This window comes from Paraburkholderia phymatum (assembly GCF_038900715.1).
GTDB classification, from domain to species: domain Bacteria; phylum Pseudomonadota; class Gammaproteobacteria; order Burkholderiales; family Burkholderiaceae; genus Paraburkholderia; species Paraburkholderia phymatum_A.
The window spans coordinates 12662-38306 of sequence record NZ_JAYMRZ010000041.1; the positions used below are offsets into that span (position 1 = coordinate 12662).

15 protein-coding genes and 10 pseudogenes are annotated in these 25645 nt (G+C 58.7%); 14 read left to right on the forward strand and 11 right to left on the reverse strand.

Features of this window, described 5'->3' with window-relative positions:
* Positions 1–243 precede the first annotated feature (243 nt).
* From VSR68_RS40360 to VSR68_RS40370, 3 genes and pseudogenes are all read right to left on the reverse strand, one after another.
* On the reverse strand, positions 244–1257 hold the full coding sequence (locus VSR68_RS40360; RefSeq protein ID WP_342945048.1) for an IS110 family transposase: 1014 nt from the start codon (positions 1255–1257) through the stop codon (positions 244–246).
* 226 nt (positions 1258–1483) lie between these two features.
* Positions 1484–2119 carry a hypothetical protein gene (locus VSR68_RS40365; RefSeq protein ID WP_342945049.1) on the reverse strand — a complete coding sequence of 212 codons (636 nt, stop codon included), beginning with the start codon at positions 2117–2119 and terminating at the stop codon, positions 1484–1486.
* 4 nt (positions 2120–2123) lie between these two features.
* Positions 2124–2684, reverse strand: a pseudogene (locus VSR68_RS40370) (ATP-binding protein); the annotation flags it as partial.
* 462 nt (positions 2685–3146) lie between these two features.
* Here VSR68_RS40370 and VSR68_RS40375 point away from each other — a divergent pair.
* From VSR68_RS40375 to VSR68_RS40385, 3 genes are all read left to right on the forward strand, one after another.
* Positions 3147–4340 (forward strand): tyrosine-type recombinase/integrase, encoded by a 1194-nt coding sequence (locus VSR68_RS40375; RefSeq protein ID WP_342945050.1) that lies wholly within the window; start codon positions 3147–3149, stop codon positions 4338–4340.
* Between the two features lie 317 nt (positions 4341–4657).
* Positions 4658–6028 carry a hypothetical protein gene (locus VSR68_RS40380; protein WP_342945051.1) on the forward strand — a complete coding sequence of 457 codons (1371 nt, stop codon included), beginning with the start codon at positions 4658–4660 and terminating at the stop codon, positions 6026–6028.
* A 3-nt stretch (positions 6029–6031) separates the two neighbouring features.
* Complete coding sequence (locus VSR68_RS40385; protein WP_342945052.1) at positions 6032–7843, forward strand: tyrosine-type recombinase/integrase; 1812 nt, start codon at positions 6032–6034, stop codon at positions 7841–7843.
* A gap of 444 nt (positions 7844–8287) precedes the next feature.
* Here VSR68_RS40385 and VSR68_RS40390 read toward each other — a convergent pair.
* The 5 genes and pseudogenes from VSR68_RS40390 to VSR68_RS40410 all read right to left on the reverse strand — a co-directional run.
* A pseudogene (locus tag VSR68_RS40390) lies at positions 8288–8710 on the reverse strand (TniB family NTP-binding protein); the annotation flags it as partial.
* Between the two features lie 28 nt (positions 8711–8738).
* Positions 8739–10679: pseudogene (locus VSR68_RS40395) on the reverse strand (integrase).
* Between the two features lie 39 nt (positions 10680–10718).
* Positions 10719–10913: pseudogene (locus VSR68_RS40400) on the reverse strand (IS66 family transposase); the annotation flags it as partial.
* 62 nt (positions 10914–10975) lie between these two features.
* Positions 10976–11311: an IS66 family insertion sequence element accessory protein TnpB gene (gene tnpB, locus VSR68_RS40405; RefSeq protein ID WP_342945053.1), complete on the reverse strand. Its 336-nt coding sequence runs from the start codon at positions 11309–11311 to the stop codon at positions 10976–10978.
* Positions 11308–11667 carry a transposase gene (locus VSR68_RS40410; RefSeq protein ID WP_342945054.1) on the reverse strand — a complete coding sequence of 120 codons (360 nt, stop codon included), beginning with the start codon at positions 11665–11667 and terminating at the stop codon, positions 11308–11310. Before VSR68_RS40410 ends, tnpB begins: the two co-directional genes overlap by 4 nt.
* Before the next feature lie 89 nt (positions 11668–11756).
* On the opposite strand from VSR68_RS40410, the pseudogene VSR68_RS40415 reads away from it, so the two are divergent.
* Positions 11757–12683 (forward strand): annotated as a pseudogene (locus VSR68_RS40415) (IS110 family transposase); the annotation flags it as partial.
* Between the two features lie 261 nt (positions 12684–12944).
* Here the strand turns inward: VSR68_RS40415 and VSR68_RS40420 are convergent.
* Positions 12945–13103 (reverse strand): annotated as a pseudogene (locus tag VSR68_RS40420) (IS110 family transposase); the annotation flags it as partial.
* 313 nt (positions 13104–13416) lie between these two features.
* Between VSR68_RS40420 and VSR68_RS40425 the strand changes: the two are divergent.
* The 6 genes and pseudogenes from VSR68_RS40425 (at position 13417) to VSR68_RS40450 (ending at position 19874) form a co-directional block, all read left to right on the forward strand.
* A protein-coding gene (locus tag VSR68_RS40425; RefSeq protein WP_085965141.1) for an IS5 family transposase occupies positions 13417–14183 on the forward strand; the annotation gives its coding sequence in 2 pieces (ribosomal slippage) (positions 13417–13747 and positions 13747–14183; 768 coding nt in all).
* A 51-nt stretch (positions 14184–14234) separates the two neighbouring features.
* Positions 14235–14480, forward strand: a pseudogene (locus tag VSR68_RS40430) (HU family DNA-binding protein); the annotation flags it as partial.
* A gap of 1106 nt (positions 14481–15586) precedes the next feature.
* Positions 15587–15889, forward strand: coding sequence for a hypothetical protein (locus VSR68_RS40435; protein ID WP_342945056.1), 303 nt, complete (start codon positions 15587–15589; stop codon positions 15887–15889).
* An 862-nt stretch (positions 15890–16751) separates the two neighbouring features.
* Entirely contained in the window at positions 16752–17765 is a 1014-nt protein-coding gene (locus tag VSR68_RS40440) for an EamA family transporter (protein WP_342945057.1), read from the forward strand.
* 341 nt (positions 17766–18106) lie between these two features.
* Entirely contained in the window at positions 18107–18592 is a 486-nt protein-coding gene (locus tag VSR68_RS40445) for a hypothetical protein (RefSeq protein WP_342945058.1), read from the forward strand.
* A gap of 148 nt (positions 18593–18740) precedes the next feature.
* Positions 18741–19874, forward strand: a complete 1134-nt coding sequence (locus tag VSR68_RS40450) for an enolase C-terminal domain-like protein (RefSeq protein ID WP_342945059.1) — start codon at positions 18741–18743, stop codon at positions 19872–19874.
* A 71-nt stretch (positions 19875–19945) separates the two neighbouring features.
* On the opposite strand, the pseudogene VSR68_RS40455 reads toward VSR68_RS40450, so the two are convergent.
* Positions 19946–20131: pseudogene (locus tag VSR68_RS40455) on the reverse strand (transposase domain-containing protein); the annotation flags it as partial.
* A 399-nt stretch (positions 20132–20530) separates the two neighbouring features.
* On the opposite strand from VSR68_RS40455, the gene VSR68_RS40460 reads away from it, so the two are divergent.
* The 3 genes and pseudogenes from VSR68_RS40460 to VSR68_RS40470 all read left to right on the forward strand — a co-directional run.
* Positions 20531–20746, forward strand: a complete 216-nt coding sequence (locus VSR68_RS40460; protein ID WP_342945060.1) for a hypothetical protein — start codon at positions 20531–20533, stop codon at positions 20744–20746.
* Between the two features lie 546 nt (positions 20747–21292).
* Positions 21293–21868, forward strand: a complete 576-nt coding sequence (locus VSR68_RS40465; RefSeq protein WP_342945061.1) for a group II intron maturase-specific domain-containing protein — start codon at positions 21293–21295, stop codon at positions 21866–21868.
* A pseudogene (locus tag VSR68_RS40470) lies at positions 21801–22274 on the forward strand (transposase domain-containing protein); the annotation flags it as partial. The gene VSR68_RS40465 and the pseudogene VSR68_RS40470, both read left to right, overlap by 68 nt.
* A 53-nt stretch (positions 22275–22327) precedes the next feature.
* Here VSR68_RS40470 and VSR68_RS40475 read toward each other — a convergent pair.
* Positions 22328–23980 carry a thiamine pyrophosphate-binding protein gene (locus VSR68_RS40475; RefSeq protein WP_342945062.1) on the reverse strand — a complete coding sequence of 551 codons (1653 nt, stop codon included), beginning with the start codon at positions 23978–23980 and terminating at the stop codon, positions 22328–22330.
* Positions 23981–24897: 917 nt separating this feature from the next.
* On the opposite strand from VSR68_RS40475, the pseudogene VSR68_RS40480 reads away from it, so the two are divergent.
* Positions 24898–25587 (forward strand): annotated as a pseudogene (locus VSR68_RS40480) (DDE-type integrase/transposase/recombinase).
* Positions 25588–25645 lie beyond the last annotated feature (58 nt).

Sequence of the window (25645 nt, forward strand, 5' to 3'; positions counted from 1 at the left end):
ACCCGATTTCCGGCATTCACCCCTGGCTCAGTCGAGCTCCAGAGAATCGTCGGTGCCAGGCCAATGTCCAGAGGGCGGATACTTTTCAATTCCATGGTTGCCCCGCATGGGGCACCAGACAGTTATCGGCTCATGACCTGGGCGTCTCAGGGTTCGCAGCAGCGGGATGGCCGGGGACTGGGCACAATCACTTCCATGGTTTCGGACCAACAAATTTACCGTGCTCTCAGTCCCCCGCCAAAGCTAGCTAAAGCATCGCGTTACCTCGAATGGTTTGCCATCACGCATCATGTAATAAGCCGCACGCGCCAGCTTGTGCGCGAGCGCTTTCATGGCCACGACTGGCAGACGCTTGGCCTTCTTGCGTTCGTAAAAGCGTCGCGCCTGGGGGCAGGAGCGCAGCGCAATGGCTGCAGCCTCGATGAAAGCCCAGGCGAGATACTTGTTGCCGTTCTTCGCATTGCCTTCGCCTTTTTTCTTCACGTTGGAGATCCGCTTGCTGTCAACGCACCGGCAGTATGAACTGAACTGGCCGACGCTGCGGAAGCGCGCAATCGTGCCGGTCTCAAGCATGATCGTGGCTGCGAGTACATTGCCGATCCCAGGCGCGCTTTTCAGCGTTTCGAATTCAGGGCGTAGTTGCGCCTCCTGATGCAGGATCTTTTCGAGGGCAGCTATTTCAATGCGCAGCGTGCGCAGCACTGTCATGTTGGCCATTAGCGCGCGCTCGACATGCGGCGGTAGGGCAAATGCGCGTATCGCCTCATCATCCAGTCGCTGGACATGTTCGCCGTTCATCGGCAAGTTGATCTGCCGTGCCAGCAGGCTCTCAATGCTGAGGATGTGCAAGGTCCGCTGCTGCACAAGCTGTAGCCGCTTGCGGGAGAGATCTCGCAATGCTCGTTCGGCTGGTGGATAGATGTAGCCTTCAGGCAGCAGTCCAAGACGGAATATGTGAGCGAGGAACACCGCATCGCGCTCGTCGCCCGCGTACTTTAGCCCCTCGTACTGCTTGATTGCAGAGGTGTTGGCGAGATGAACGGCAAAGCCTGCGGCGATCAGTCCGTCGACAAGCCAGTACCAGTTGAACGTTGCCTCCACGACTATTCCTTGAAGCTCATGTTGGTGTGGCACGAGCGCCGCAACAATTAGCTGCAGGTCGTTGGCGAGTCGCTTGCAGTAGAGCACCCGATCCTCGTCGTCGATCACGGCGACCATGGCATTGTTCGAGTGCAGATCGATGCCGCTATACTTCATTTCAGCCTCCCGAAGGGTTGGTTGAGCGTTGCATCTCAACTCTAGACCCTGGCCGCCCCCTTACCCTTGGGCGGCCAGGGAGGCCTTCCACATGATTATCACTTCGCGTTCGCATGATGCAGCGGTGCGAAAAACTTCAGCAGATTCAGGCGGTTACGGGAAACGAAATAAAAGTGTCTCCAACTGCTTACGAGATGCCGGCGCCGACAACTCGCGAACACGCACTTCAGGAGCCATCGTTCATGTCGTTGCCCGAGCGCAGCAGCCAGTGGCGACTGAGCGCCATGCGGTCCTGCCTGCGCATCGCGGGAATGGTCGAGCGGAGCGAAAGTCGACCATAACTGAAATGGGAACGGCACCCTGAGCATCGAAACGGAGCCTCGATTACGCTGGCGCTGACGATGAACGGTGTCTCGTCACCGCAGTGCAGACAGCGTGTGTCGAGCGACTGATGATGTACGGGGCAGCGCTCTTCGTCCTCAAGTTGATATAGCACGCTGTGGTAGCCATGCGCAGCGCACAGTCTGCAATGTCGGAAAGCTGAGTGAGTCCGAGCGGCAAGTGCTGCATCAAGCAAGGACATCCGCAACACGTCTTCGGGCAGCCGGAGTATGCGGCACAGGCGCGTGAGTCCGATGTTGTCGCGCACAGGTGCAACGCCGTCACACGGATCAACCCGTGGGCTGATCAGATGCACAAGCGCGTCTCCAGGCAGGACGTTGGCGCACGCGAACTTCCACAGGATAGAGATAATCGATTCGCCCGGCATCAGCCACTTCGGGTTGAACGCGCTTCCTCGAGAAAGCGTAAGCTCCCCCTCATCAAACGCCAGAATCGGGAAGCGCGGCCGTGTCAGCGCCACGAGATCACACCGCTGCCAGCACGCGGCCCGTCGCATGACGGGACTGAACATAGCCGCAGTGCTGAACCGCGTGAGTCCACAAGGCAGCATCAGGGCAGTGGCCCGGAGCGTCCTTGAGTTCGCTTTCCTTGAGTACGATCTCGACAGCGCGTGTAAACGACTCCATCGGAATCTCGAGACTACCCGGCAGGCTCGCCTTATGATGTGCAGCCTCAAACGCTTGCCAGAGCGTGCCCGAGTCGGCGACCAGGCGATAGCCGGCGTCAAACGCCTGCGGGATGTAGAACCGCGTGAAGCTCCAATGCGAACCTTCCGGATACGCGGTCTGATCGTAGCCATTCAGGCACGTGGCGACGTCTTCGGCGTTCCTGATGCCATAGAACGCGAGTTCCTCAACCATCAGACGCGCAACAATCTGTGTTTTGCCTGCGACCTGCAAGGCTGTCTTCTGCGCCAGCAGTTCCTGCTGGCCGACGAGGAACGTGAAGAGCTTGATCTGCTGACGATCGAGCGCATCATGCACATCACGCAGCCATTCATATTCATTCTCGTTGTAACGTTGGCTTAGGTGACTACATTTGTCTGTCTGCTGCGAGCTTTGCTTTGGGCTGCTAGTGTCCAACTAGGAACGGAGTGGGTGGGCGATTTCTCTTGTTTGTCGAGTGCTTTGGCCGGTGGTGAGGAGTCGAAGGCGGCGTAGCCGCCGTAGACGACGAGCCACCGGCGGCGCCGAACTGCCGGTGCATTGCCGGTTCGCGTTCGTGCAGAAATGGCTATGTCCGGGTTCCGTATAACGGCGGCAGTACGTCTATCTGTGAATGGCGCCAACGTCGCACCCGCGAAGTCGCTGTCCTGCCGCTGTAGCCGACGGACGTAAGAGCCACTGCGCGAGTCGACAGCGACGACAACTTCCAGCCCGGTAGAGGTCTCCAGCGCTGCTGAGCGCACGATTGCCTGTTCCCGGAGAAGTGACGGCTGTCGCTGCAGCACAGTACGTCCAGTTGACGCTCTTGTGCCTGGAGGGAAAATGGCTCGCGGAACGCTGAGAATCGTGCGGTTCAGTCCACAACGAGAATTCGGAACACGGGAAACCGTCGTTTCGTTGGCGGGCGGAGAGTCGACGGATTCCGAACTGCTGCATTACTTCAATGTCGGCGAGATCGCTGCGATCGTTGACGAAGAAGGGGTGCCACTGCAATGGCCCTGCGCATTCCTTGCCGAAACCGCGTTGAAAAGCCGAAGTGCAACGGGTGATACCGTCCGTACCTATGCCGAAGCGCTTGTGCCATGGCTCGAATTTCTGAGCGCCTGGAAGCTCGACCCCAACCGTGCAACCGAAGAACACCTGTGTCTCTACAGGAATCATCTCGTGAACGAGCGACATGGCAAGAGTCAGTTGCAATACGCATCGTCAACGGCGAATCACCGCGTGGTTGTGGCTGCCCAGTTTCATCTGTGGGGACAACGGCGCAGCGTCATGAAATCCCCGCTTGGTGATTTCCTTTATCACCGCCCCGGCGGACGGGTGTCGCAATACTTGGCGTGGTCAGTCGCAGCGAGGGCCGCGGGTTCGCGCAGCCCTATCGCACCGCGCGTGATCAAGAGACTTCCCAAAGTTCTAAGCCTTGAGGAAATTACCCGGCTGTTCACCATCGTACCGGCCCGGTATCGGCTTCTTTTCCAGTGGTGTATTACGACCGGGACACGGAGATTTGAGGCATGTTCGCTCAGGGTTGAGAATCTGCCAACCTCCAGTGCGGTGGCGGCGATGGATGGTGGGTTGGTTCCTGTCGAAGTGCTTCGAAAGGGATCGAGGTTGTTGACGATACAGGCACCGACCAAGTTGGTCGAGGCCACGCTTTGGCATGTGCTGGTGAGTCGCCCTGAACCCGCTGCGGCGGAATACAACGGTTTCGTCTTTCTCAACCAGCATGGCAGACCTATAAGTCGTGTTTCGCTCACCCGCGCGTTTCGTCGCTGTGCCGACGAAATTGGCAGCAGCGCCACCCTTCATCACCTAAGGCATACCTTTGCGGTCCGGGTCCTCGATGTGCTGGAGAACTTCCAGGGCAAGGGAAAGCCGATGAACTCGATCAAGGTCCTGCAGGTAATGATGGGACATTCGAACATCGCTACGACAGAGCTTTATCTGCGCGCGGTCGAGGCGAGCAGCGATGCTGTCTTCAATGCTCTGGACTTCCTGTATGGGGAGTCGCTATGAGGCCGCAACTCGTACATCGGGTATCAGGACAGCAGTTGCTCGTGTCGGGCCCGGACGGCCAGCGACCGCGCTCGCTGTTCGACTTCGGGGCACTGGGATTTGATCCTTCGGTAGCCAACGCTTTGATTCGAGGCTTCATAGCATTACAGGGGCACAACACAATTGAATCCCAGCGACTGGTATGGAGGGACATCCGCTGCTTCGCCGCTGCGCTAGGCCGGAAAGTTTAGCTGCGGCCGCTACCAGCTACCTGCATTAGGAATCTTAGCCGCTGGCTGGAGAAATCCCGCTACTGCTCCACGAGCGCACAAGGTTGCATGAACTCGGTCTGCCGTCTGCTCAGATGGTGCATGCGAAATGCGAGAAATATTGTCGATTCGCGCGCGGCCATCCTACCCTCCCAGTTCCTGCGGTCGGCCATAAAGCCCAAGGAAACCGTGGGCGAGCCCGAGATCAAGGCGATTCTTAGGTGCTGCTACACGGACATTGAGCAGACGGAAGCTCGTTTGGCTCATATGTCCTTGCTCCTGGCCGGAAGCACCGAAGGCCCTCAAGATGAGCAGATTCGACAGGTCATCCAGGAACTGGTGGATATTGGAAATGGCGAAATCCCCTCTCGCGCAAAAATTTTGAGCGTGCCACGCGGGTGGATCACGCTGGCGCAAATTGACGCGCTTGGTGGGCTGACATACTTCAACAATTGCCTCTATCCAAACGCTAGCGACATATTCCCTTATTACCTAGCAATTCTGATTCAATCCAGCGCGAACCCGCAGGCTCTGCGTTTGCTCAAACGAACCTGCATCGAACCCCATGCGGTACGCGCAGATCTCGAGCGCATCGTTTGGGACAAGCCGCGAGCGGCGAGTGAACAGAGCGTCGACTTTCCAAAGGGCCGTGCGTGGAGCGCACCTAATCTGGTCAGACGAGTATGTGCCATCAACCATGGGCTTGTGTCGACAGACAGGCCGGGAGAGGAAGCGCTGGTATTTCTGGCTCGAGGCAAAAAGGGAAAGAGAGGTGTGCCAAGTTGGCAGACGATTCACCGCTGCCTGGTCGCATTTCGGGAGCGGCACGGCCTCGCGAATTTCCAGTTGCGTGGCTTACGCCGCGCCGGCGCGAAGTTGCATCACGCGGCAGGTCTGTCCATTCGTGCGGCGAAGGTGCGCCTCAATCATGCAAGCGAAATTACCACGCAGGGCTATACGCCAGCTAGCGATTTGAGGGAGGAACACGAGCAGACGATCCTGAAGTTCCAGGGCGTTCTTGTCCGGGAAAGTCGACGCACGAGTGGGGCACCTGGGGCTCGGGCGATTGGGCGACGCGAGTTGGACGGCGAGCCGATGGAGACGGTCTTCGGATTCGGATGTAAGGATCCTTTTGCCGGATTGGCGCCGGGAAGTGAGCCTGGCCGGATGTGCCTTCAGTTCTTTCGGTGCGCCACCTGTCCGGGAGCCTTAATTCCGGTTGATGATGTATGCGTCGTGGCGAAGTTGCTTTCGGCAGCAGAAGCATTGAGGCAGGCACGACAACGGCCGATTCGTGAGGGATGGACGATGAGATTCGAAGTGATGTATGGCCCGGTGCAAGCGATCATTGATCAGGAAATCATGCCCATCCTGAGCGAGGCGGTCGTCGAACGCGCGCGTCAATTGGTCGATACGAACCGTCTGCCATGGATTGAATAGCCCATGACCCCACAATTGATACATCGGAAAATGCGGCACCAGTGGTACTTGACCACATCGGCGCTGTACGAGAAAGAACCTGCCGTTATTGATTGGCGCAGGATGCTGCCGGAAGGCGGCACGCCAGGCCAGAGGACGAAGTTGCTGAAAAGCCTGAAGGAGCTGCTCGAAGCAATGATCGAGTATCCGGTTACCAAAGGGAGATCCCATTTGGGCCACTCGACAGTCTTGCTATGGTGCAAGCAGCTTCGTTATCTCGCAGCCTGGATGGCGTCCGAGGGGCGGTGGAGCTTCTCCGAGCTCGACACGCGACACCTTTTGATGTTCCTGAAAACCAGGCGTGAACGACACGGTCCCGGCGGTGCCGCTACATCGACGGTGCGTGGCTACGTGCGGCTGTATTACAGGATGTGGGAACTGAGGACCAGATACAGTGATTCGCTGCACGTAAATCCGGGATTGATCGAGCCGGATGTCGAGTTGCTGGCAAGCAGGGACGATCGGCCATTCAAGGCAGTCCCCGAAGAGGCGGCGCTTCCGCTGATCAATGACGCCATCGAATGGCTGACCCGTTTCGGCCCGCTGATGACACGAGTAGCTGGGGATCTGTGGGACGCCAGAATCATCAATGCGTCGCTTCCCCAGAAGGCTCGGCAGCCGAGGATTCAGGCTCTCTACAAGGAGGCACAATGGGATTCGCTTCTCAGCGATCTCGCAAGTGCACTGCAAATGAAGCGTGCCCGGCCGAACAACATCATGTGTCGAGCCATGACCGTTTCCCTCGGAGCAGCCGTGATCGTACTGCTGTTCATGGTGGGGATGCGTGTGCAAGAGTTGGTCCGACTTGATGTGGACTGCCTCGAGGCGGAGAGGAATCGGGCCGGCGTGTCCGTCTCATACCTGAACGGGATAGCTGCCAAAGCCGGCGGACAGCGCCGGCGATGGGTTGCAGGCGACCCCATTCCAGAGGTGATCGAGTGGCTGCGTGACACGTTCGCGCCATGCCGCACGGCTACTGGGAGCCGCGCTTTGTTTCTGGCACGGTCATCGACCGCGCTGATCTCCGCTCAGGGCACTTCAGCCCACCGGATGGGCGTGACCGCTCCTATTAGGCTGATGCAAGCGTTCGCCGATTTGCCTTTCCGGGCGGAGAGGCCCGTCACTCCGCGGCTGCACCCACACGCTGCTCGAAAGACGTTTGCGAAGTTCGTCGTGAAACGGGACAAGCGGGTGCTCGAGGCCTTGTCTCTCCACTACGGTCACGCCTACCGAGAATTCACGGACGGTGTCTACGTCGGGGCAGATTTCCAGCTCAGCCAGCTGCTGGAGCAGGAAGACCGTGATGATCTCGCCCACACGCTGACCAGTCTGATGCAAAGCAGCCGAATGGGTGGCAAGGCTGCGGAGCGGATCAATGAATTCCGACGTCAATACCAGAGGGATCCCTCCTTCACCGGGAAAGCTGCTCCCCAGACGCTGGTCGACAATCTGATTAATCGGGGTATAAAGCTCGCACCGTGCGACTGGGGTTACTGTGTGTATTCCGAAAGTCATTCAGCTTGTCGTGGCGACGCAATCGGCCCCAACGAAGTCCTCAGAGCGCCGGATGTCTGTGCAACGTGCGCGAACTTCGTCGTGACGACAGAGCATCAAGCGTGGTGGAACGATCGGGTCATGCGCGAAGAGGCGTTTCTTAAACAGGAAGGTCTTCCTGAGCAAACGCAAATGCTCGTCAAGAAGCGGCTGAACCACTCGAAGGAGATTCTTGCCGGTCTCGTCGCGGGTAAGGCAACGAAAGTGATGTCCCAGTCGTGAACAAGAAAACGCAACTGTCGGTCCGTGAGCGCATTGATGCGGCGCTAAAAATCGCCCGATGTGAAAACCCGCGTGCCCGAATTACAGTGAGCGAACTAAGCCGGCTCGCTGGGGTAAGTCGTGCGAACCTCTACACGTCTCATCGCGAATTAGTTGCCAGCCTTCAATCTGCTCGCGGCAAAGGACAACGGCGGCCCCACAGCGCTGATCTATCGGAAAGGCTTAAGAAGCTTCGGATGGAACTGCGGGAGGAAGTGCGCAAAAATCGAGCGCTGGTCTATCTTTTGATTGAACTGCGTGCCGAGTTGCAGCGGACGCGTAGTCAACTAGCCGAGGAGGAACAAGCGAAGGGCGCTCGTGAGAAACGGCGATGAGTTCATGAACGTGGCGCCGTTTGTGGTGACGTAGAGCGGGCCATACATACAAACAAATTTCGCACCTAAGTTGGCTCTCGTCACAGAAGAGGAGTACGGTGCCGCTCCCGGAGCGGGCCGCGGCCTCTCGGATACGCAGCGAGAGGCGACTTCGCTTTGCGGCGCTTGTACCCGCGTGCGGAGCATGATCACCGACGGCCTCCAGCAGATTGGCGAAGAATGGGCCTTCCGCGTGCCGCGGCTTGTGCTCGCACTGTGCATGGTAGCTGGACATCCTCGGGTGCTGACGCGCTAGCAGGAGCCGCACATACTCGATCGCGCGGGTTTTGCCAATGCGCGGCGGTCCATAGATAAGTGCGCCCGGGATCCGATAGCGCAGGCAGCGGGTGACAAGCTCGTAGAGCGCTTCGATCGCGGGCGTCGCCAGGCGGTAATTGCCCGTGACGAGCGGATGCAGCGAAGGATCAATCGGACGCGGCACTTCGAGCGACATGATGCACCTCCTGGCGTGAGCGACGAAATCAGAAAACCTGTCCGGTACCGATGGAGAGCTTGCGTGGCCGCACCGATAGCCGTGGCGCGAAATCGATGTCCGTCGCCGGTTGTGTGCCCGGGATTGGCGCGGCGATTGTTGTCGCAGTCTCTGCCTCGACCCGACGTTTCGGCCCCACAGGCGTGCGTACCGTCGGAGCCACGTCAGAATCCGCGTAACATTGGCGAGATCCGTCGCTGCTTTCCGGGTCTTCCTCGCCTGCGTGAGCTTTTGCTGGACGTAGGCCTCGATTGGATTGGGATCGATCGAAGCAATATGGCGTCGGCGCTTGCCAGATTGCTTGAGAATCTCCTGACGCAGCTTGAGATTGTGCGGCACCACGGCCCACGCCCCTTGCGCCTCGAGGACACCGAGTTCCTCGCCATTTGTCACGAAGGCGCGTACTGAGCGCAAATCGTCAGCGTTCATGTAGACCAGCAGATACTCGCCGATCAGATGCGTACCTGCGGCGAGCATCCTGCTCGTGTAGCGCACACCATGCAGGTTGATATGCGGACGCACGCCTTGAGAGAGATAGGCGCGCACCCGGCATCGTCGGGCCGATTGCATCAGGCAGAGCGTCTGGCGACGCGCCTGGGCCAGCCATCTCACAAGCGTCTGTTTGCCGCGCACGAAATACTCCATCGCTTCGAGTGGCGTTGCGTTGTTAAGGCCGGCGTGCGGTGTGCCGTTGTAGCGGGAAATGCTGTACTCAACCAGTTCCGACAGTTCGTCGAGTGAGACGTAGAGCCTCAGATTGCCCTTCGGATCTGCGAGTGCCCGACGCAGATCGCGAGGATGAGCACCCGTATAGCCAGGCAAACGCGATGAGAGGCGGCTGGCGATGGTCCCAAAAAACCTCTCAATATAGGGCCGCTCATCGGGGCTGTACTTCGGTCCGGCATCGGCGACACAACCCACAAACTCGCACAACGAATTCAGTGTTTCCCTTGCGAGATTGGCTTTTGCGTTGTCGAGCTTGATCCACTCCCACGTGACGTACCCCAGTTCGGGCAAGCGCCCCGACGGAAAACCGTCCTGTGGTCCATACCCAAGCCCTGCGATGGTGAACAACCGCGCACGATGGGGTCGAGTGCATTCTCGATTGTCTTGACGACGTCATAGCGGCTGTACTCGCGCGCTAATGCTATGTGAATTCCGAGTACGGCACGCGTGCACACATCGATGATTACCAGGAGCCATACCCGTTCCATCTCGAATTCGTGCGCGAATCCGAGCGGATCCCGCACAACAACCTTGAGCCTGATATCGAGCCGGTGACCATCAAATTCAACGACCTGATAGGGCCGGAGCGTCGCAGGCGCATCCGCGCCGTCGAGCCGAGGCAAGCCCTTAAGTCGCGAGGCGCCGGTCGAGCGTGCCGCCGTGCCAAACGTGCGAAGCAGTTCCGCCTTCAACCGTCGGGACAGCGAGCGAACCGCATGGTCGCCGGTATTGAATGGATAATCGGCCGCCGTTATCCCAATGATCGACATCGGCGCAGGAATTCATCGTGTATCGATTGCAAACCACGCAGACGCGTGTGCAGTTGTCCATCCGTATGCCTCTGTTCGAGCAGCACCCTGCGCTGTTTGACCTGAAGCAGAAGCCATCCAGTCAACTCAGGGTAACGCTCGAACAGCTGCGTCAATGCACCAGCGGCACCCCGGCTGCCGCGCTCGCCTCGCACTTGTACGTCGCGCACCCGCTCATAGTCCGCAATGCGCAAATAGCGAATGAGCGCCCGAAAGCCGAAGGGACGTCCATCAGGGTGTGGTGTCTGGGCTCGCTCGAGCCATCGGTACAGTTGCCGGCGATTGATCCCAGTTGATCGCTCGATTGCCTTGACCGACTCTTCGGCTGTGTAGCGCAACACGGCCTGTTGACGTGTCTCGAACGTGGCGCGCGACACATCGTTGCCGCGCGTCAAACAAGATGAGAGCCTCTCATCCGGATTGTCGCGCCACAGCTCGACGTTGAGTTGCTCGCTGCGCTTGCCGAAATGCAGGCGCCTGAGCACGGCAATCTCGTGTGTGAGCTGGTCGATGCGCGTCTGCCGGTAGCGCAGGTCCCGTTCGTTCTCGCCGACCTGAGCCATCAATTGCGCAGCCAGTGTGCGCAGTTCTTCGGGGCTCAGAGCGTCGAGGTTGGCGGGCAGGTTCATGCAGCCAGTCTGCCAGAACCCCAACCCCGGCGGAAGCAAGCCAGTTTACGGCTTTGGGGGTATTACACGACCGTGATCGCGTGATCGTGTGTGAGCGTCTGCCAGGGTAGCCCCGTGACCAGCGCTCGCAGCTGCTCGGGATTCAGCGCGGTGGCGACCGCCTGGTCTCCATTCGTCCCGATGAACCGCCCCTTGTTCAGGCGACGCGCGGCCAGCCAGATACCGAACCCGTCATACACGAGCACCTTTATACGCGTCGAGTGCTTATTGGCAAACAGATAGGCGTGGTGCGGTCGCGCCGCGCCGAACACCTTCACGACACGCGCGAGGATCGTGTCGATGCCCGCACGCATATCGATGGGCTCGGTCGCCAACCAGATCGCGTCGATACGGATCATCGCAGCCACCCTTGCAACCAGGCTGCGCAATCGGCCGCCGCGCATAGCGGCCAGCGTACCGTCACGGTCGCCGCCCCGCGGCGCGCCTCGATCTGGATCTCCGTCGAAGCGACTGCCGCGCCCGGCGCCTCCACTTGCAGTGGAACAAACTCCGCCAGCGGCACGCTCATCGACTGGCAAGCCTCCCGCGCGGCGTCCTGTTCCTCCTGCGCGGCCACCCATCGACGCAGCAAATTCGCATTCAATTGGTAATGCAGCGCGACTGCGGCAATCGACACGTTCGGCTGCATCGCCGCACGGATCACCTTCTCCTTGAACTCCTTGCTGTGGCGGCGTCGCCGTGTCGGCTGCACCACTTCCGAAATCGCTTCATTTTCGTCCATAGCGTACACGTGTCCATTTAAAGAATTGGTGGACACGATCGTCGCTTCCCTAACACGCTGGCGACGCGACGTGGATTGCCGATCTGCTCGCGCATGGCCTGATCCGCGCCAGCTTCGTGCCACCCGCCGTGACGCAGCAGTTACGCGATCTCACGCGTACGCGCAAGCAACTCGTACGCGAGATCTCCCAGCACAGCCTGCGCATCCAGAAGGTGCTCGAGGACGCCAATCTCAAGCTTGGCAGCGTGCTCTCGAACGTGCTCGGCTGCAGTGGTCGCGCCATGCTCGATGCCATCGTCGCCGGTGAAGACAATCCCGACCGTCTCGCTGCTCTCGCGCAGGGCGACGCGCGCAAGAAGACGCCCGAACTGCGCGAGGCATTGCGCGGACGCATTACCGCCCATCACCGCACACTACTCAAGCTTCACCTGGACGTCATCCAGGCGCTGCAGCACACGCTCGCTGAACTGGACGCTACCCTGGGAAAGGCGCTGGCGCCGAGCCGGCAGTGCGTTCGCCTGCTGACCACCATCCCCGGGGTCAGTGACGTGACCGCTCAGGTCATCCTGGCCGAGGTCGGCGCCGATATGACGCGCTTCCCCGATGCGGCCCACCTCATCTCCTGGGCGGGCCTCTGTCCGCGCAACGATGAGAGCGCCGGCAAACGCCGCAGCACCCGCGTGCGCAAAAGCGGCACATGGCTGAAAACCGCCCTCGTTACCGCCGCATGGGCTGCCGTCCGCGTGAAAAGCACCTATCTGCATGCCCAATTCCTGCGCATCAAGGCAAGACGCGGCCCCAAGAAAGCCATCCTCGCTGTTGCCGCTTCCCTGCTCACCGCCGTGTGGCACATGCTCTCCGACGGCGTTGTCTATGCAGACCTCGGCGCCGACTACTTCTGTCGGCTCGACACCGGAAAAACCATCCAACGCCTGCTCAAGCGGCTTGCCGATCTCGGCTACCACCCGCAGCCGGCTGCTTCATCATGAGCGCTTCTTACCAGCCCCTAGCGCATTTCGCTTTCGTCGCGCACGAACCTTTCGTGCCGGTGGTTGGTGGCGAAGCGAAGGTACCGCGGCGAGGCACAGATCGTTAGTTGTGTGAATGGTGCAGCGCTTTCGCCAATGAAGAGCGCACGAAGAGGAATGGCTCACGAGATGCGCCGTAGTACGTCGTTCGACCGTTCATGGAAAGAGACTCTTTGGCTGCAGCCGTTCGGTAAGCGCCCGGCAATGTCGCCTTGAACCACCATACGAGGCAAGCCAGTCGCCGAGCGCGAGCAGTCCGGTCGTGGTGGCAGCGACGCTGCGTACTTCGCGATGCTGCGGGGCGGACACGCAGCGCACGCAGGCCACAATGGTGTCCTTGTGCACGTCGAGTCCAGCGCAGCCGGGGTAGAGAACCTGCATGGCGACCTCCTGCCAGGGTTGATGGCAGCGGCAGCAGCCCTCGTAATCGAAGTCTGGTAAACGTGCTCGGGGACGTGATCGTCCGCGGTCACAATCCGGGGTGCGCGCAGGGCCGCGGGTCCAACTGTTTAGCGGGCTCGGGGCACCATTCCCTAGGCCGACCTCGATCGCCGCCGCGCGCTTATGTTACCTCGGGCATGGGCAGCAGTCGCCACACGTCCGCTTCATCCCCTGGGGTTGGGCGAAGCCCAATGAACAACTGTTTACATTTAAAAATTTGGTTTACATCCTGTCTTTTGTACAGCGAGACAGGATGGCGCGAACGTTACTGAGCGATGAAGTATGGAAGAAGATCCGGGACATCCTGCCTGGCAAGGAAGGCGATCGCGGCCGAACGGCATCCAACAATCGCTGGTTTCTCGAAGCGGTGCTGTGGATTGCCCGGACTGGCAGTCCATGGCGCGACTTGCCTGCAGAGTTCGGTCGATGGCATACGGTGTACATCCGCTTCTCGCGCTGGCGAAGCAAGGGCGTATGGCAACGGGTGGTGAATGCACTGGCAGGCCACACGGAAATCGAGCACGTCATGATCGATTCGACGATCGTTCGCGCACACCAGCATTCAGCCGGAGCTACAAAAAAAGTGGGCCGCAAGCTCTCGGTCGTTCCCGAGGTGGACTGAGCACCAAGCTGCATCTGGCGATCGATTCGACGGGGCGTCCGTTGCGCCTGATCGTCACTGAAGGGCAGGTCGCCGACATCTCGTGTGCGGTACAACTGGTTGAGCATTTGCGCACGGGAGCGGTTATCGCAGACAAGGGCTATGACTCCGACGCCTTCGTGCAAGCCATTCGGGCTACCCACGCGAAGGTTGTCATCCCGCCACGTTCGAATCGCAAGACAAAGCGCCGCTACGACCGTGGGCTGTACCGTACGCGCAATCTGGTCGAGCGTTTCTTCAATCGCATCAAACATTTTCGCCGTGTATCCACTCGATATGACAAGCTCGCCGACAGCTATCTCGTGTTTGCGTCACTTGCCTGCATATTTGGACCGGTCGTAAATGTGAACATCACCTAAGGTGTCGGTGATGTCAGCACCCGGACGTTTCTCAAGGATGACGAGTACGACCGAACAGGAACTGAAAGCAAGGCGGATACGGGCGCTTCCATTGATGCAGTGCTGCAATCGATTACGCAGGCCGTCATGTGTGGTCATACGGTGCAGCTTGTCGGTTTCGGGTCATTCTCGACGGGCGCACGTTCAGAACGCACGGGCCGCAATCCGGCGACGGGTGAAACGATCATGATCTCCGCGGCGACGACCGTGAAGTTTACGGCCGCGAAGGCGTTCAAGGATGCGGTGAATGCAGCCTGACGCCGTGCGTTGAGCTCGCGCCGGAGATCGCGGATGTGCTGTAAACGAGGCGTTTGCTATGTCCAGGCGCCAGGCTACGGGGAAGCTCACCGTGGGCGATGCCTCCTCCGTGTGAGCAAACGCTCGAATTACACGAGGGCAGCACTTGAGATTTTTGCGGTGCGTTCCAGCGTCCGCCGTGGGCTGATGGCCGAAGAGCCTGGGCTTGTTGATGCATGAAGGCGAACCCGGCGCCCGCGTCGTTCCGCACTTGCATGCGGTTTTTCAATGACGCTCGCAAGACATCTAGCAAAGTGATGTCGCGACGACTGTTGCTGCCTCAGATCAGGGCAACCGCCCCCAGGCCCACCGCGCGGCAAGCGATAACTGGTTTTGCGCGGCTTGAACGACCACAATGCGCGTGGTCGGCTAGGAGTCGTCACCCCTGTCCGCACGCCATTGCGCAGTCGATACATGCCCGGGCACGCTTCTCCCCATACGTGAACGCCGGCATGGGAAAGAAAGTCGACTCGTTCCGGGGATAGTTGCCACGGGAGTAACTGCGTCCTCAGCGGAATAGACCGACTACGCCACGATGTAGCGGCGTTGTATGCTACCAAATGAGATCGCTTGGCTGGCTGTAACACGGACTTCGGCGTATCCGAGATACGACTCGCAGGATTCGCACATAAACCCCCTCCTGCCCAAACGCGTGTGCAGGAAATGCGTCCGGCATGCGGCATGCCCGAAGACGGGGACTCCGGGCAGCGAGGCAATGTCGGCATGAAAGTCGGCGTGCAGATCATTGCGCGTTGTTATCGGCGACGCGTGGCCCGGTTCGTCGCGCCTGCGTTCATACCGTCTCGTTCATCGTAAGCAATGCGCAGCGAAGGTAAAGGTGCCGATATGGGCTTGATCTGGCGCGTATCGTCCTTCAGGTGCACTCAGATGGCAGGCCTCGCAAACGACAAGGTCGCCATTAATCTCATTGCCCGCGAGAAGCCAACGTCAGAAGCCCTCCATTTTTTCCGTCACTGGGATGCTGCGCGACGGTTTGATATGCAGCATTCACGTCGTCATGTAGTCCGAAATTGTGCATCGAATGCAACGCATGCGTTCGCTTGTTAATGCAACAACCGTTATACGGCTGCCACGCGGTCGCGGCCTTAGCGCTTCGCGTGGTAGAGCTGCTGGTCGGCAGATCTGAGAAGGTCATCGATTATGTTGCCGTCCCTGCCTTACTGCGAGATGCCAATACTGATCGTGATGGAGACGTCGCGTCCGATTTGATTGGCGAACCTGGTGCTGGCAATCGCCGCACGGACACGCTGTACACCGGATCAATAGTGAAAAAACAAGACCCTGACCGGCACACAACGGCGACGCTTGCTGAAGCGACGGCGGGCGACTGGCCGAGCATCGCCATGTGAATCAGGACCGCAGTACAGCGCTGTTGGCTCAAAGGGCAAGCCGGTGACGCGCTCATTGCTGCGTGCGGCCGGCTAAAACCTGCGCTGGCTGCTGCGCGCGGTCGTTGGCTTGGGCCTTGCCCCTGGATTCTTTTTGATCGCATGTCGTGTTTCCGTCCCAACGTCATGCCTCGACCTTTACTCGTGCGCCGCAGTCTTGGCTGAGCTGTGCATTTACGTCTGCACCAGACTGCGTCGTCGTCGGGTCCATTTCGGCAAATTGAATTTTGCAGAGCCGACCAAGTAGCAGAATCGTTCAAAACGAGACATTCACGACATGCCGGGAGTCTTGTTTGTCGCCTGCCCCGGCCCTGAACCCCGCGCGAACCGCACATGGTCATAACCTACATGCTTGGCACGACCCTTGCCACGTATGTGGTCACAAAGACTGGAGGAATTGCGCCTGCGTCCACTCCGATCATCCGCGACACGACGAAAAAATGCCGGATCGCGACGGCATTCCGTCAATGAGCCGAGAAGAAGGCACTTGCATCTAGGCCATCATCGATTTACGCCTCGATGCAAGCGTGATGATATGGGGGCCGGCCACAGCAGATAATCGGCTGTCGCGCTGTCCTCCGATCCCGCGATTATTGGCTTGGCGGTTCCGGTGTCGGACATCCATTTGCAATACAAGTTGCGGCAGCTACGCACATGGATACTTGCGCAAATCAGGCAAGTGATCGGGAGTCTGCGAAGCGAATTCAAGATCACGCTCGGCACGGGGAAGTATTTTGCAGAGATCCGGCGTTCCTCGCCGAGGCAGCGCGACTCGCGCGGCAGTGCGCGGAGCATCATTCCGTCATTCGTATGGAGAGAATGCATGAGAGACGAATTGATGGCAAAGTCGCCCAAGGGCACCCTGCCGCGCGCATTCGTACTTTTCGAGAGCGCTGTCGCACCGCTGCTTGCTGTCGCATCAATGTGCAGTATGCAACTCGGCGCTGCACTGTCAATATCCACAACGATGGAATATGGCACCGTGAGCACATCTTGGTTGCGTCTTTGCTTCGCGGCGCTCGTGCTTTCGGCCATCGCGCGACCACCTGTCCACACCTACTCTCGGCGGCACTGGATTGCCGCCATTGTGTTTGGTAGCGCCGTGGCAGGCTCGACCCTGTGTTTCTTCGAATCGGTACGCCGTGTGCCGCTCGGACTCGCAATCGCGATCAATTTCCTTGGGCCACTCGCAGTCTCGACCTTCGGCGTACGCAAACCAGCGATGTGTGTGTGGCCCGTGCTCGCTGCGACGGGTGTGCTCCTGCTCGCGCGACAGAACGGCATGTGGGTGACGGAGCCGGCCGCACTGATCTTTCCGATCGGATCGGCGCTCGGCTGGGCCTCGCACATCCTCTTGATGAAGCGTATTGGCTCACTGTTCGACGGATTGCAAGGGCTGGCCGTATCCCTAGCCGTGGCCGCGGTCGTCACAACTCCATTCGGACTCGCCCAAAGTGGCGGCCACCTGCCCGGCAGACAACTGATCGACGCTGCGTATCTTGCGGTTTTGGTGCCGCTCGTTCCCTACGTTCTAGAACTGATCGCGCTGCGTCGGATGACCACATCCGCGTTCGGCGTTCTGATGAGCGTCGAGCCCGCGATCGCAGCGGCAATTGGCTTCGTCGCACTCGCACAGACGATGAGCGCTTTGCAAGTCATCGGCACGTTTTGCGTAGTCACCGCGAGCATCGGCGCGGTCGTAGGAGATGGAGGCTCTATACCCAGAAGATCCGCGATGTGCCGCCCCATTGCACGGGGGGCTCGTCAAACAACATGGCAAACAGAACACTCGGACCAAGCTGCACCGTCCGATAAAACGGATCGAACCGTCAATTAGACTTTGGAAGCTCCAATCGAGTTCTCATGTTGAAAAGTTGGATTTGCTCAGGAATCTTTGTCAAATGTTGTTTCCGGCACTCCCCATCACGCACGATGGTTTTTGCGACCCTGCTTTGATCGTGGCGTGCGCCCGCTTCTGGAAGTCCGCGCATCCAGCATGCGCTTCATAAGGGCAACAGCGTGTTCCACGGCTTCAACAAGCGGACGCGGAACACTACGGTTTGGAACTGGTTCGTCGAGTGGGCTTGGCTAATCATATAGCTGGCCTCGACAGCTCTCATAGGAGAGGGCCGACGAAAATTCAGGGTTGCGACACCGACTTTACGTGAACGAGGCGGCATGAAAAAGCTTAGCGGAATCGACCTGCGTTCGAACAGCAGTGTGGTCGTGGTCAGCGACGAGGCGGCCCCCATCCTCTATGAGCGGGGGTTGCCCAAAGGCGCGCTGCGAATCCGGGCCGCACTGATGACGTATCGCGAAAAACTGCGGGGCTTGGGCATTGAAGCGACGTACAACAACGGGCTTGTCAATGCACTGACCGAAGACTGGTACCGTGAGCATCTCGCCAACCCCACGGCGATCAGGCAGTACGAGGGACTCAGATACAGCGGCCATTTCACCGGTGTTACCTCGGGAGACATTCCGAAGGGCAAGGAGCTTGAGTCGAAGTTCAAGATGTCGGCCCGACCTGTCGTGCTTCCGGTACAGCAGGACGAGATCGTCGAAACTGTACGCCACGCCTCAACTAGGCCAAATCTTTTGCGAAATATCAGCCGATTGGCGCGCGGGCCGCCTCAATTTCGCGCGCTTGCTTTGGATACCTAGCGATGAAACCGGTACTTATACCAAGTGCTAGGTGCCGTAATTTAATGTGATAGAAGACACCAGGGCCTGCGGATCTGTGGATGATTAGTCTTCTGTCTGCAACCTTTTTCCGGGAAATATGATGTTAGATAGATCTGACGTGAACGCGATGGCACGGGTAGTCGCAGCCGAGGCGTTCGAAATTGAGGCGGCGCTTGTCACCCCGTACAAACTGTTCGAAGAAACACTGGTTTCAACACGCGCCGTATTGCTTAAGCTGACGGACGCCGATGGAGTTGAGGGCTGGGGTGAGGCCAACCCTTATGATATCTATACCGGCGGCACGTCCAGCGATGCTGCACGCGTCCTAAAGGAGACGCTCCTGCCTGCAGTCATGGCGTCTTCGGCTCCCGCCCCCGGCTGCATCGATGAAGAACTAGACGCACGGCTCGCGGGACACCTAAGTGCCAAAGGCGCCGTGACGATGGCTTTGCTCGATATACTCGGTAAGCGGCTCCGTGTCCCTGTTGCAACGCTGCTCGGCGGGGCGCTGCGGAAGTCACTTCCGGTGCTTTGGCCCCTCAGCAATGGAACATTCAAGGAAGACATTCGAGTGATCGAAGAGCGAATCGAGCAAGGTTTTTCGACCTTTATGTTGAAGATGGGCTCGTCGCCGATACCTAGCGAGATACAACGAGTGACTGAGCTGGAGGCGCGCTACGGGAGCCTTATAACGCTGAACGCCGACGCCAACCAAGGCTGGAATCGCGAGGAGGCGCGTGAGTTCCTGAAAGGAGTTAGTGGCACCCGACTTGCCTTCGTCGAACAGCCATTGAATAAATCCGATCTGGAGGGCGCAGCGTTGTTAGCCAGAGACAGTAGGCTTCCGATATCGGCCGACGAAGCGGTGGCCGAACTTTCGCACGCGGCGCGGATCGCAAGCGTCCGTGCCGCCAGCGTTTTTAGTGTTAAGAGCAGCAAAAATGGAGGCCCTTTGCGCGCCCAGCGCATTGCGGCAGTGGCGCAGGCGTTTGGGATTAGCTGCTACATGAATTCGATGATTGAGTTCGGCATCACGCAAGCCGCATCATTGCAGCACGCCGTAACCATAGGGAATCTAGTCGACGCCGGCCACGCTTTTATGTCAACGTTACGGCTTGCCGAGGATCCAACCGATTTTTCAGCACGAGTGCACAAGGGGGTAGTGCATCTTCCGGAGAGAGCGGGGTTGGGCGTGGAGGTAGACGAGTCGCATGTGCGTCGTATGTCGGTAAGCGGATTTGATCTGCGCTCACCAATATGAGCTGCTAACGACCGCAGGCCGGATGAAGGTACGCGCCCGGCAATGGCACCCCGGGAAGTGCCCGCTGGCGATCAGGCGGTGATCGGCGCCCAGCGATGAGGCAGTAGCTGAGCGATGTCGTCGGCCCGATGCGTTGGCAAGCGGTTCAGTACGTCTTTGAGGTAGACGTATGGATCATGGCTGTTGAGCTGCGCTGATCGAATCAAACTCATGATTGCGGCTGCACTTTGCCCCGCACGCAAAGAGCCCGCGAGGAGCGAAGCGGCGGTCGCGTGGTGCAAGTCGAGGCCAGCCCAGGCGTGGTGAGGGTGTTGTTGCGTGGATGCTGGATCGCGTCATTTGTTCTGTCATGGCGTTGGGCCGAGCCGCGGGTCGCAGTTGCGGTGAGCGAACTCGACCGGCTGCTGGTTGACTGGCCTTTGCGAGCACACTCGTCGGACGGCCCCACTACCGTCCGGGAGAAACGCAATGGCCAAGCTGCCAAGGGGCGCACTGCTACGCCCACAACCGCCTGCACTGACGCTGTCTCAGATGAGTCTGAGGTTCGACACCGCCGAGCTTCAGGGAATGAGCGCGGCACAGCGCGCAAGGGCAACACGCACCTTGCGAAGCTGCTGCTCCAGGCTGCACGCGTTGCCATTGGGAAGGAGTCTCCGATGACGAACGCTGATCGTCTACCAGCGCCTCTGCTTCAGCGCAAAGCAGTCGTTTATGTCCGACAGTCGACCCAGACTCAGGTCCAGATGAACCCCGAGAGCAAGCGTCGCCAGTACGAGCTGGTGGGAGAAGCAAAGCGTCGCGGATTTCGTGACATCGAGGTGATCGATGATGATCTCGGCCGCTCGGCCAGCGGTACGGTCGCGAGGCCCTAATGCCGTTCAGTTAGTGCGACGTGAAAGTCGCGTAGAGGATTGTTCCATCTGGTTTCGGCCAGAAGAGGAACCGATTGTTCCGTCAATCGTAACCTACCGGTGCATGCCGAGTTGGTAACGACTTCGTGTGAAGCCATCGGAATAACGTAACCCGTTCTTTGAACGGCGATTCACTCGCAAGAGCGTGGTGCTTTCTGCCAGCGTCGAGGCGGATGGGGTGCCAGGTTGGGCAGCATGGTTGGTACATGCGAATTGCTGATAAACGCCGTTACTGCAAACAAGCCAAAGGCGCTGAAAGGCTTGGGCCAAAAGGCATGCAGTCGGATGCTTTCGTTTAACTGTCGGGGCACACGGACAACGCGACTGCCGGCGAATAGGCAAAACCTAAACTGCTCGTGTCTTCTACGTGGAACACGGTAAGCCCATCTGTCCGCCCGCGCCAGCAGTCCGGCTATGGCAGGTGACCCGCAAGGGAAGCTGTTGGGCAAGTGGGTATGAGAACGCGGAAAAAGCGAATGGGAGCGCCGGGAGACCGGCAAGGAGTGGATGGTGAAAGTCCATTACGATGAAAGTGTAGCGAACCACATCGGCCCCGAGCCGTGCGCAGGCGTTCGTGAGGATGTCTGCGAAGCGTCGGCAGGGGAGCACACAGGCCAGCCAGCGGAAGAAGGAGCGGTTCACAACCCACGATATCGGGACGATCGCCGGGTCTACAAATTGCCCTCGACCAAACCAAGGAAATTCGCCTCAACGCAAAAAAGTGGTTTCCACACGGGCTCGGCCACGACCGGGCAGGCCCGTATGGGCATGCGTCCGTCGAAGAAGAGTATTCGTCGCATGGTCGAGAAGATTCATGCGATCACCGCCCTCAAGACGGCATGGCAGGAAACCACGGAGCTGGTGGGCAAGTTGAACCGCACGCTGCGCGGCTGGGCGAACTACTTCAATGTAGGCATGGACAGACGCGCATATCGAGCGCTCGACAACTACACCGCTGCGCGGTTGCGTCGGTGGTTACGCAACAAGTACAAAGCCAGGCGAAGCTTTCCGCGCGATGCTCTCCAGTCACCTGACCTTCCTGCTCGATGCGCAAGAGCCGGCCGACCTCAGCCGGCTGGCTGAGCATCTGCCCTACGAATGGATCGAACGGGCGGTGCAGGCTACGGGGGCGGCGAGTATTCGGCGCCGGCGCTTGCCTGCTGAGCAGGTGGTCTGGCTGGTAATCGCGCTGGCGATGTACCGGCACTGGTCGATTGGCGAGGTGCTCGACAGTCTCGATCTGGCCTTGCCCAACGAGGCCGCGCCATTTGTCAGCAAGAGTGCGGTGGTGCAGGCACGCCAACGCATCGGCGAGGCACCGATGGCCTGGCTGTTTGAGCAGACGGCGCGGGCGTGGACGACTCAGGACGCGGCTCACCATGCGTTCAAGGGGTTAAGTCTGTGGGCGATGGACGGCACTACGTTGCGCACGCCCGACAGTGCGGCCAACCGGGAGCACTTTGGCGCGCAGGGCTATCTGAGCGCGCGGTCTGTGGCCGAGCGCAGTCCGCGGACGTGCTAGAGCCGCGCCCGGATGTAATGTTAGAACGACTCTCTGAATTCGTCTCCCTCAGCATACTCGAGCGGTACCTCTATCAAAATCGGCTTGCTCCGATCACGATCCGCTATAGCGGTATCAAGTTCTTCGAATGAGCTAGCCCGTGCGCCAGCGACGCCGTTCGCCTTTGCAAGCGCTGTGAAGTCCACGCTCCCGAATCTCAAGATTGCTTCGTTAGCGCCGTTTCCTCCTCGTTGCTGATATCGCTCAATTAGCCCGAACGCGTTGTTGTTCAAGATCAGCATGACGATAGGGAGCGAATGACGGGCCACTGTTTCCAGATCGCAACTGCCAGAGTGAAAGCCGCCATCTCCTGCAATAAGGAACACAGAGTTGTCTGGATCAACAAATTGCGCTCCTATCGCACTTGCAAGTCCGGTCCCGAAGCTGGAGAGGCCAGCATCGGTAAAGAATTGGCCCGTTCTAGTCGGATCGCTGAAAAGAATTGCATGGTGACGGTAGTATCCGATGTCGGTTATAAACTTGCCTCCGCCGATATTCTTGTTGACGGCCTCCACCACCTCGATGGGATCGAGCCGCCCGTACGAACTTCTCCGTCGGCGATGGGATTGTATTGTTGTCTTCAACTTATCGTCCGGAAAGTGCTGCTTCGGGGTGGCTGCATATTCACCCATTTGCTGAAGCGCATCTAAGACGTTCGACGTCACCGCAAAATCAAACCGATAGTTTTCCTTTATCGTTTCCGCAGAATGGGCGGAAATGTGAATTACGTTCTTAGGTTTTCCGCGGCACCACATCTTCGGCAAGATATCGTCGACGTACTGATAACCGAAGTTAAGAATGAGATCGACGTCATTGAAGACGTCGTCGAGCGCTGTCGGATAGCCGAGTATCCCTTCCATGTACGGGCTGGCCGAACCGATGTATAGGGGATCACTCATGGATAAGAAGCCCTTGGCGTTTGCAGATGCCATCATCGGTATATTCCATCTCTTGCAAAAGTCGACCAGCGCGCGCTCTGCGCCCGCTCTGATCACTTCGTGGCCGATCAGGCATATTGGACGCTCTGATTTCCGCAAGTACTCGATCACTGTTCTAACGCTAGACGCGTTAAGACCGGAACGGGGCCATAAGAGCTTGGTTGGTACTTCCGGGAAGCTGTCGGCAACCAAACGTGGGTGGGCCATCGAATAAATATCGACCGGAATACTCAGATGCACAGGGCCCGGTGGGTCGATCATCATGACGGAGAACGCCTGTTGCAGAAGGTCGGGAAGATCTTCGGGATTTTCCAACTCCAACGAAAGCTTCGTGACCGGTGCGAAAATGGCGCGCTGATCCACGCATTGGTGGGTCAAGTTGTAGTGGCGGTCATCTCGTTCCAGTTGTGCGGAAACGATTAGAAGCGGCGAATGGTTGAGGTGCGCCGAAGCCGCGGCTGTTACCATATTTGTCGCGCCAGGTCCCATCGTGCAGAAAACAACCTGTGGGCGCAGCGTGCATCGGCCTGAAAACTCAGCTGCCACTCCGGCATTAAACTCCACTCGACCCGTGACGAACTCTATGCCTTCCACTTCATTAAACAATATGTGCGCGTTCTCGCGGCCTGGGACCCCGAAGACGCGGGAAATGCCAGCATTTTTAATGAAGCGAAGCAGGTATTCGGAAACTTTCAAGATTGTTCTCCGATCGATTCAGAAAAGCGATTTGATTTCATCCAGTTTGAGAACCAGAAACGCATGCTGGCAATGACAGGAAGTTAATTCCGCTCGGCCGCAGGTTAGCTGTTGCCTTGTCAAGATCCATGCAATGAGTATGCCAACAGGAGAAGTCCAGTAAGCGGGAATTCTGTGTGCTTTTCATTGAGAAACGAGCGTTCGCTATGGTCTGGAATCGAGCATTAAGGTTGCGAATGCGACGAATCAGACAGTGCCGCCAGACTCGACTGTCGTTGTTGCATAAATCGGCGTACCGCACGGTGGTTCGTACAACAACGCTCTTTTCGTTACACGAAGGTTTTTTCGAACGAGTCGCAGTGTCGCTAACGCGCGCGGCATGATCATGGCTTCACGCTTGCCGCGCCGTTGTACCACTGCAATCCCGCCGCAACTGTTTGCGCTTAGCGTACTATGGCATTTCCAGCGAGACGGCGAGTCGCACCACGGAGCTGGCAGGGGTCCTCCGGCCGCTCGGGAACGGGCCGCTAAGCTGGCTCAGGCGAAGCGAGCCGGACATTTGCTTAACGTGCATTGGACGACCGGTTATCGACGACGGCCGAAATTCCGATAGGGCCCGGTCGTGTGCGCGCTAGATCAACGACATCTTGGTCCAACACCGGGCAGTGTGAACGCCGGTCTAGATTCGACACTCAGCGGCGGCGTTGTGGAATCCCGCTGTACGAGCGGTTCCCTCGTTGCGCAATGTACAGGGGATGCAGCCGGACACGTATGACGCGTTGTGCGTCGTAAGGAGCGCGCAGGGCGAGTGCAGACGCCCAAAGCGCACTGGGAGATGAGGGCGAGAAGTGATTGCGCTAGAAAGACGCAGCGCCGAAGAGTCGGCGTTGTCCGTTAGCAAGGGCGGTCGAGTCAAGATGAAATCGCTCGATCACGGTCACCGGTCGCCTGCAGCGGTCATTAGCTGCGCAGTGAGTTGGTACTTCCGGTTCAGTTGAACCAGCGCGGCATCGAAGAGTTGCTGTTCGAGCGCGGCCTCGTAGTCAGTTATGAAACTGCCCCGGCGTTGCTGCGATAAATTCGGCGCGCGCTTTGCACATCTCGTTAAAGCTTCTCGGCGCAGAGAGGGCACAACATGGCACTCTTCGACGAGGTCTTCGCGGCTTGTCCTGGCGTGCCGAGCAAGATCGTCACCGACCAGCGGCGCAGCTATCCGCGTTGCGAAAGCCGAAATCGCCGAGCTGACAAACGCTAGGTGTGCCTTCGTCAGAGCCAGCGCGTGAATGAACAACCGCGCCGAAAACAGTCATCGCGTACACGCGGGAACGCTGGCGTCGGATGCCTGGTCTCCGAGCCCCTTACCGCACACAAGCGTTCTTGTCGAACTTCGGTCCGACCCGCAGCACTTTGCGTTCAGGCGACATTTGCTACGGGTTCACGCTATCGCCAGCAACGCGCGGTGCAACTTGCTGCGTGTCATCGCTTCACCGAACTCACTCAAGCTCCGTCTGCCGCATCCTGAGCGACAGCTCGCCGGTGCCGGCATCGAGATGGTATCAGCATCAACAAGCCAATCCCTTAGCGATAAAAATTTCGGAAATATCTAATAGAGATCAACATCCCCCACTTTGGTGGGACTATATTCCACTACCGTGAATTCAAGAT

What these genes read in the sequence shown, in the direction of transcription:
- VSR68_RS40440 (WP_342945057.1), top strand. Translation starts at nt 16,752, where the DNA reads ATGAGAGACGAATTGATGGCAAAGTCGCCCAAGGGCACCCTGCCGCGC.
- VSR68_RS40445 (WP_342945058.1), top strand. Translation starts at nt 18,107, where the DNA reads ATGAAAAAGCTTAGCGGAATCGACCTGCGTTCGAACAGCAGTGTGGTC.
- VSR68_RS40465 (WP_342945061.1), top strand. Translation starts at nt 21,293, where the DNA reads ATGGTGAAAGTCCATTACGATGAAAGTGTAGCGAACCACATCGGCCCC.
- VSR68_RS40380 (WP_342945051.1), top strand. Translation starts at nt 4,658, where the DNA reads ATGAACTCGGTCTGCCGTCTGCTCAGATGGTGCATGCGAAATGCGAGA.
- VSR68_RS40385 (WP_342945052.1), top strand. Translation starts at nt 6,032, where the DNA reads ATGACCCCACAATTGATACATCGGAAAATGCGGCACCAGTGGTACTTG.
- VSR68_RS40360 (WP_342945048.1), bottom strand. Translation starts at nt 1,257, where the DNA reads ATGAAGTATAGCGGCATCGATCTGCACTCGAACAATGCCATGGTCGCC.
- VSR68_RS40375 (WP_342945050.1), top strand. Translation starts at nt 3,147, where the DNA reads ATGGCTCGCGGAACGCTGAGAATCGTGCGGTTCAGTCCACAACGAGAA.
- tnpB (WP_342945053.1), bottom strand. Translation starts at nt 11,311, where the DNA reads ATGATCCGTATCGACGCGATCTGGTTGGCGACCGAGCCCATCGATATG.
- VSR68_RS40460 (WP_342945060.1), top strand. Translation starts at nt 20,531, where the DNA reads ATGACGAACGCTGATCGTCTACCAGCGCCTCTGCTTCAGCGCAAAGCA.
- VSR68_RS40435 (WP_342945056.1), top strand. Translation starts at nt 15,587, where the DNA reads ATGCAACAACCGTTATACGGCTGCCACGCGGTCGCGGCCTTAGCGCTT.
- VSR68_RS40450 (WP_342945059.1), top strand. Translation starts at nt 18,741, where the DNA reads ATGGCACGGGTAGTCGCAGCCGAGGCGTTCGAAATTGAGGCGGCGCTT.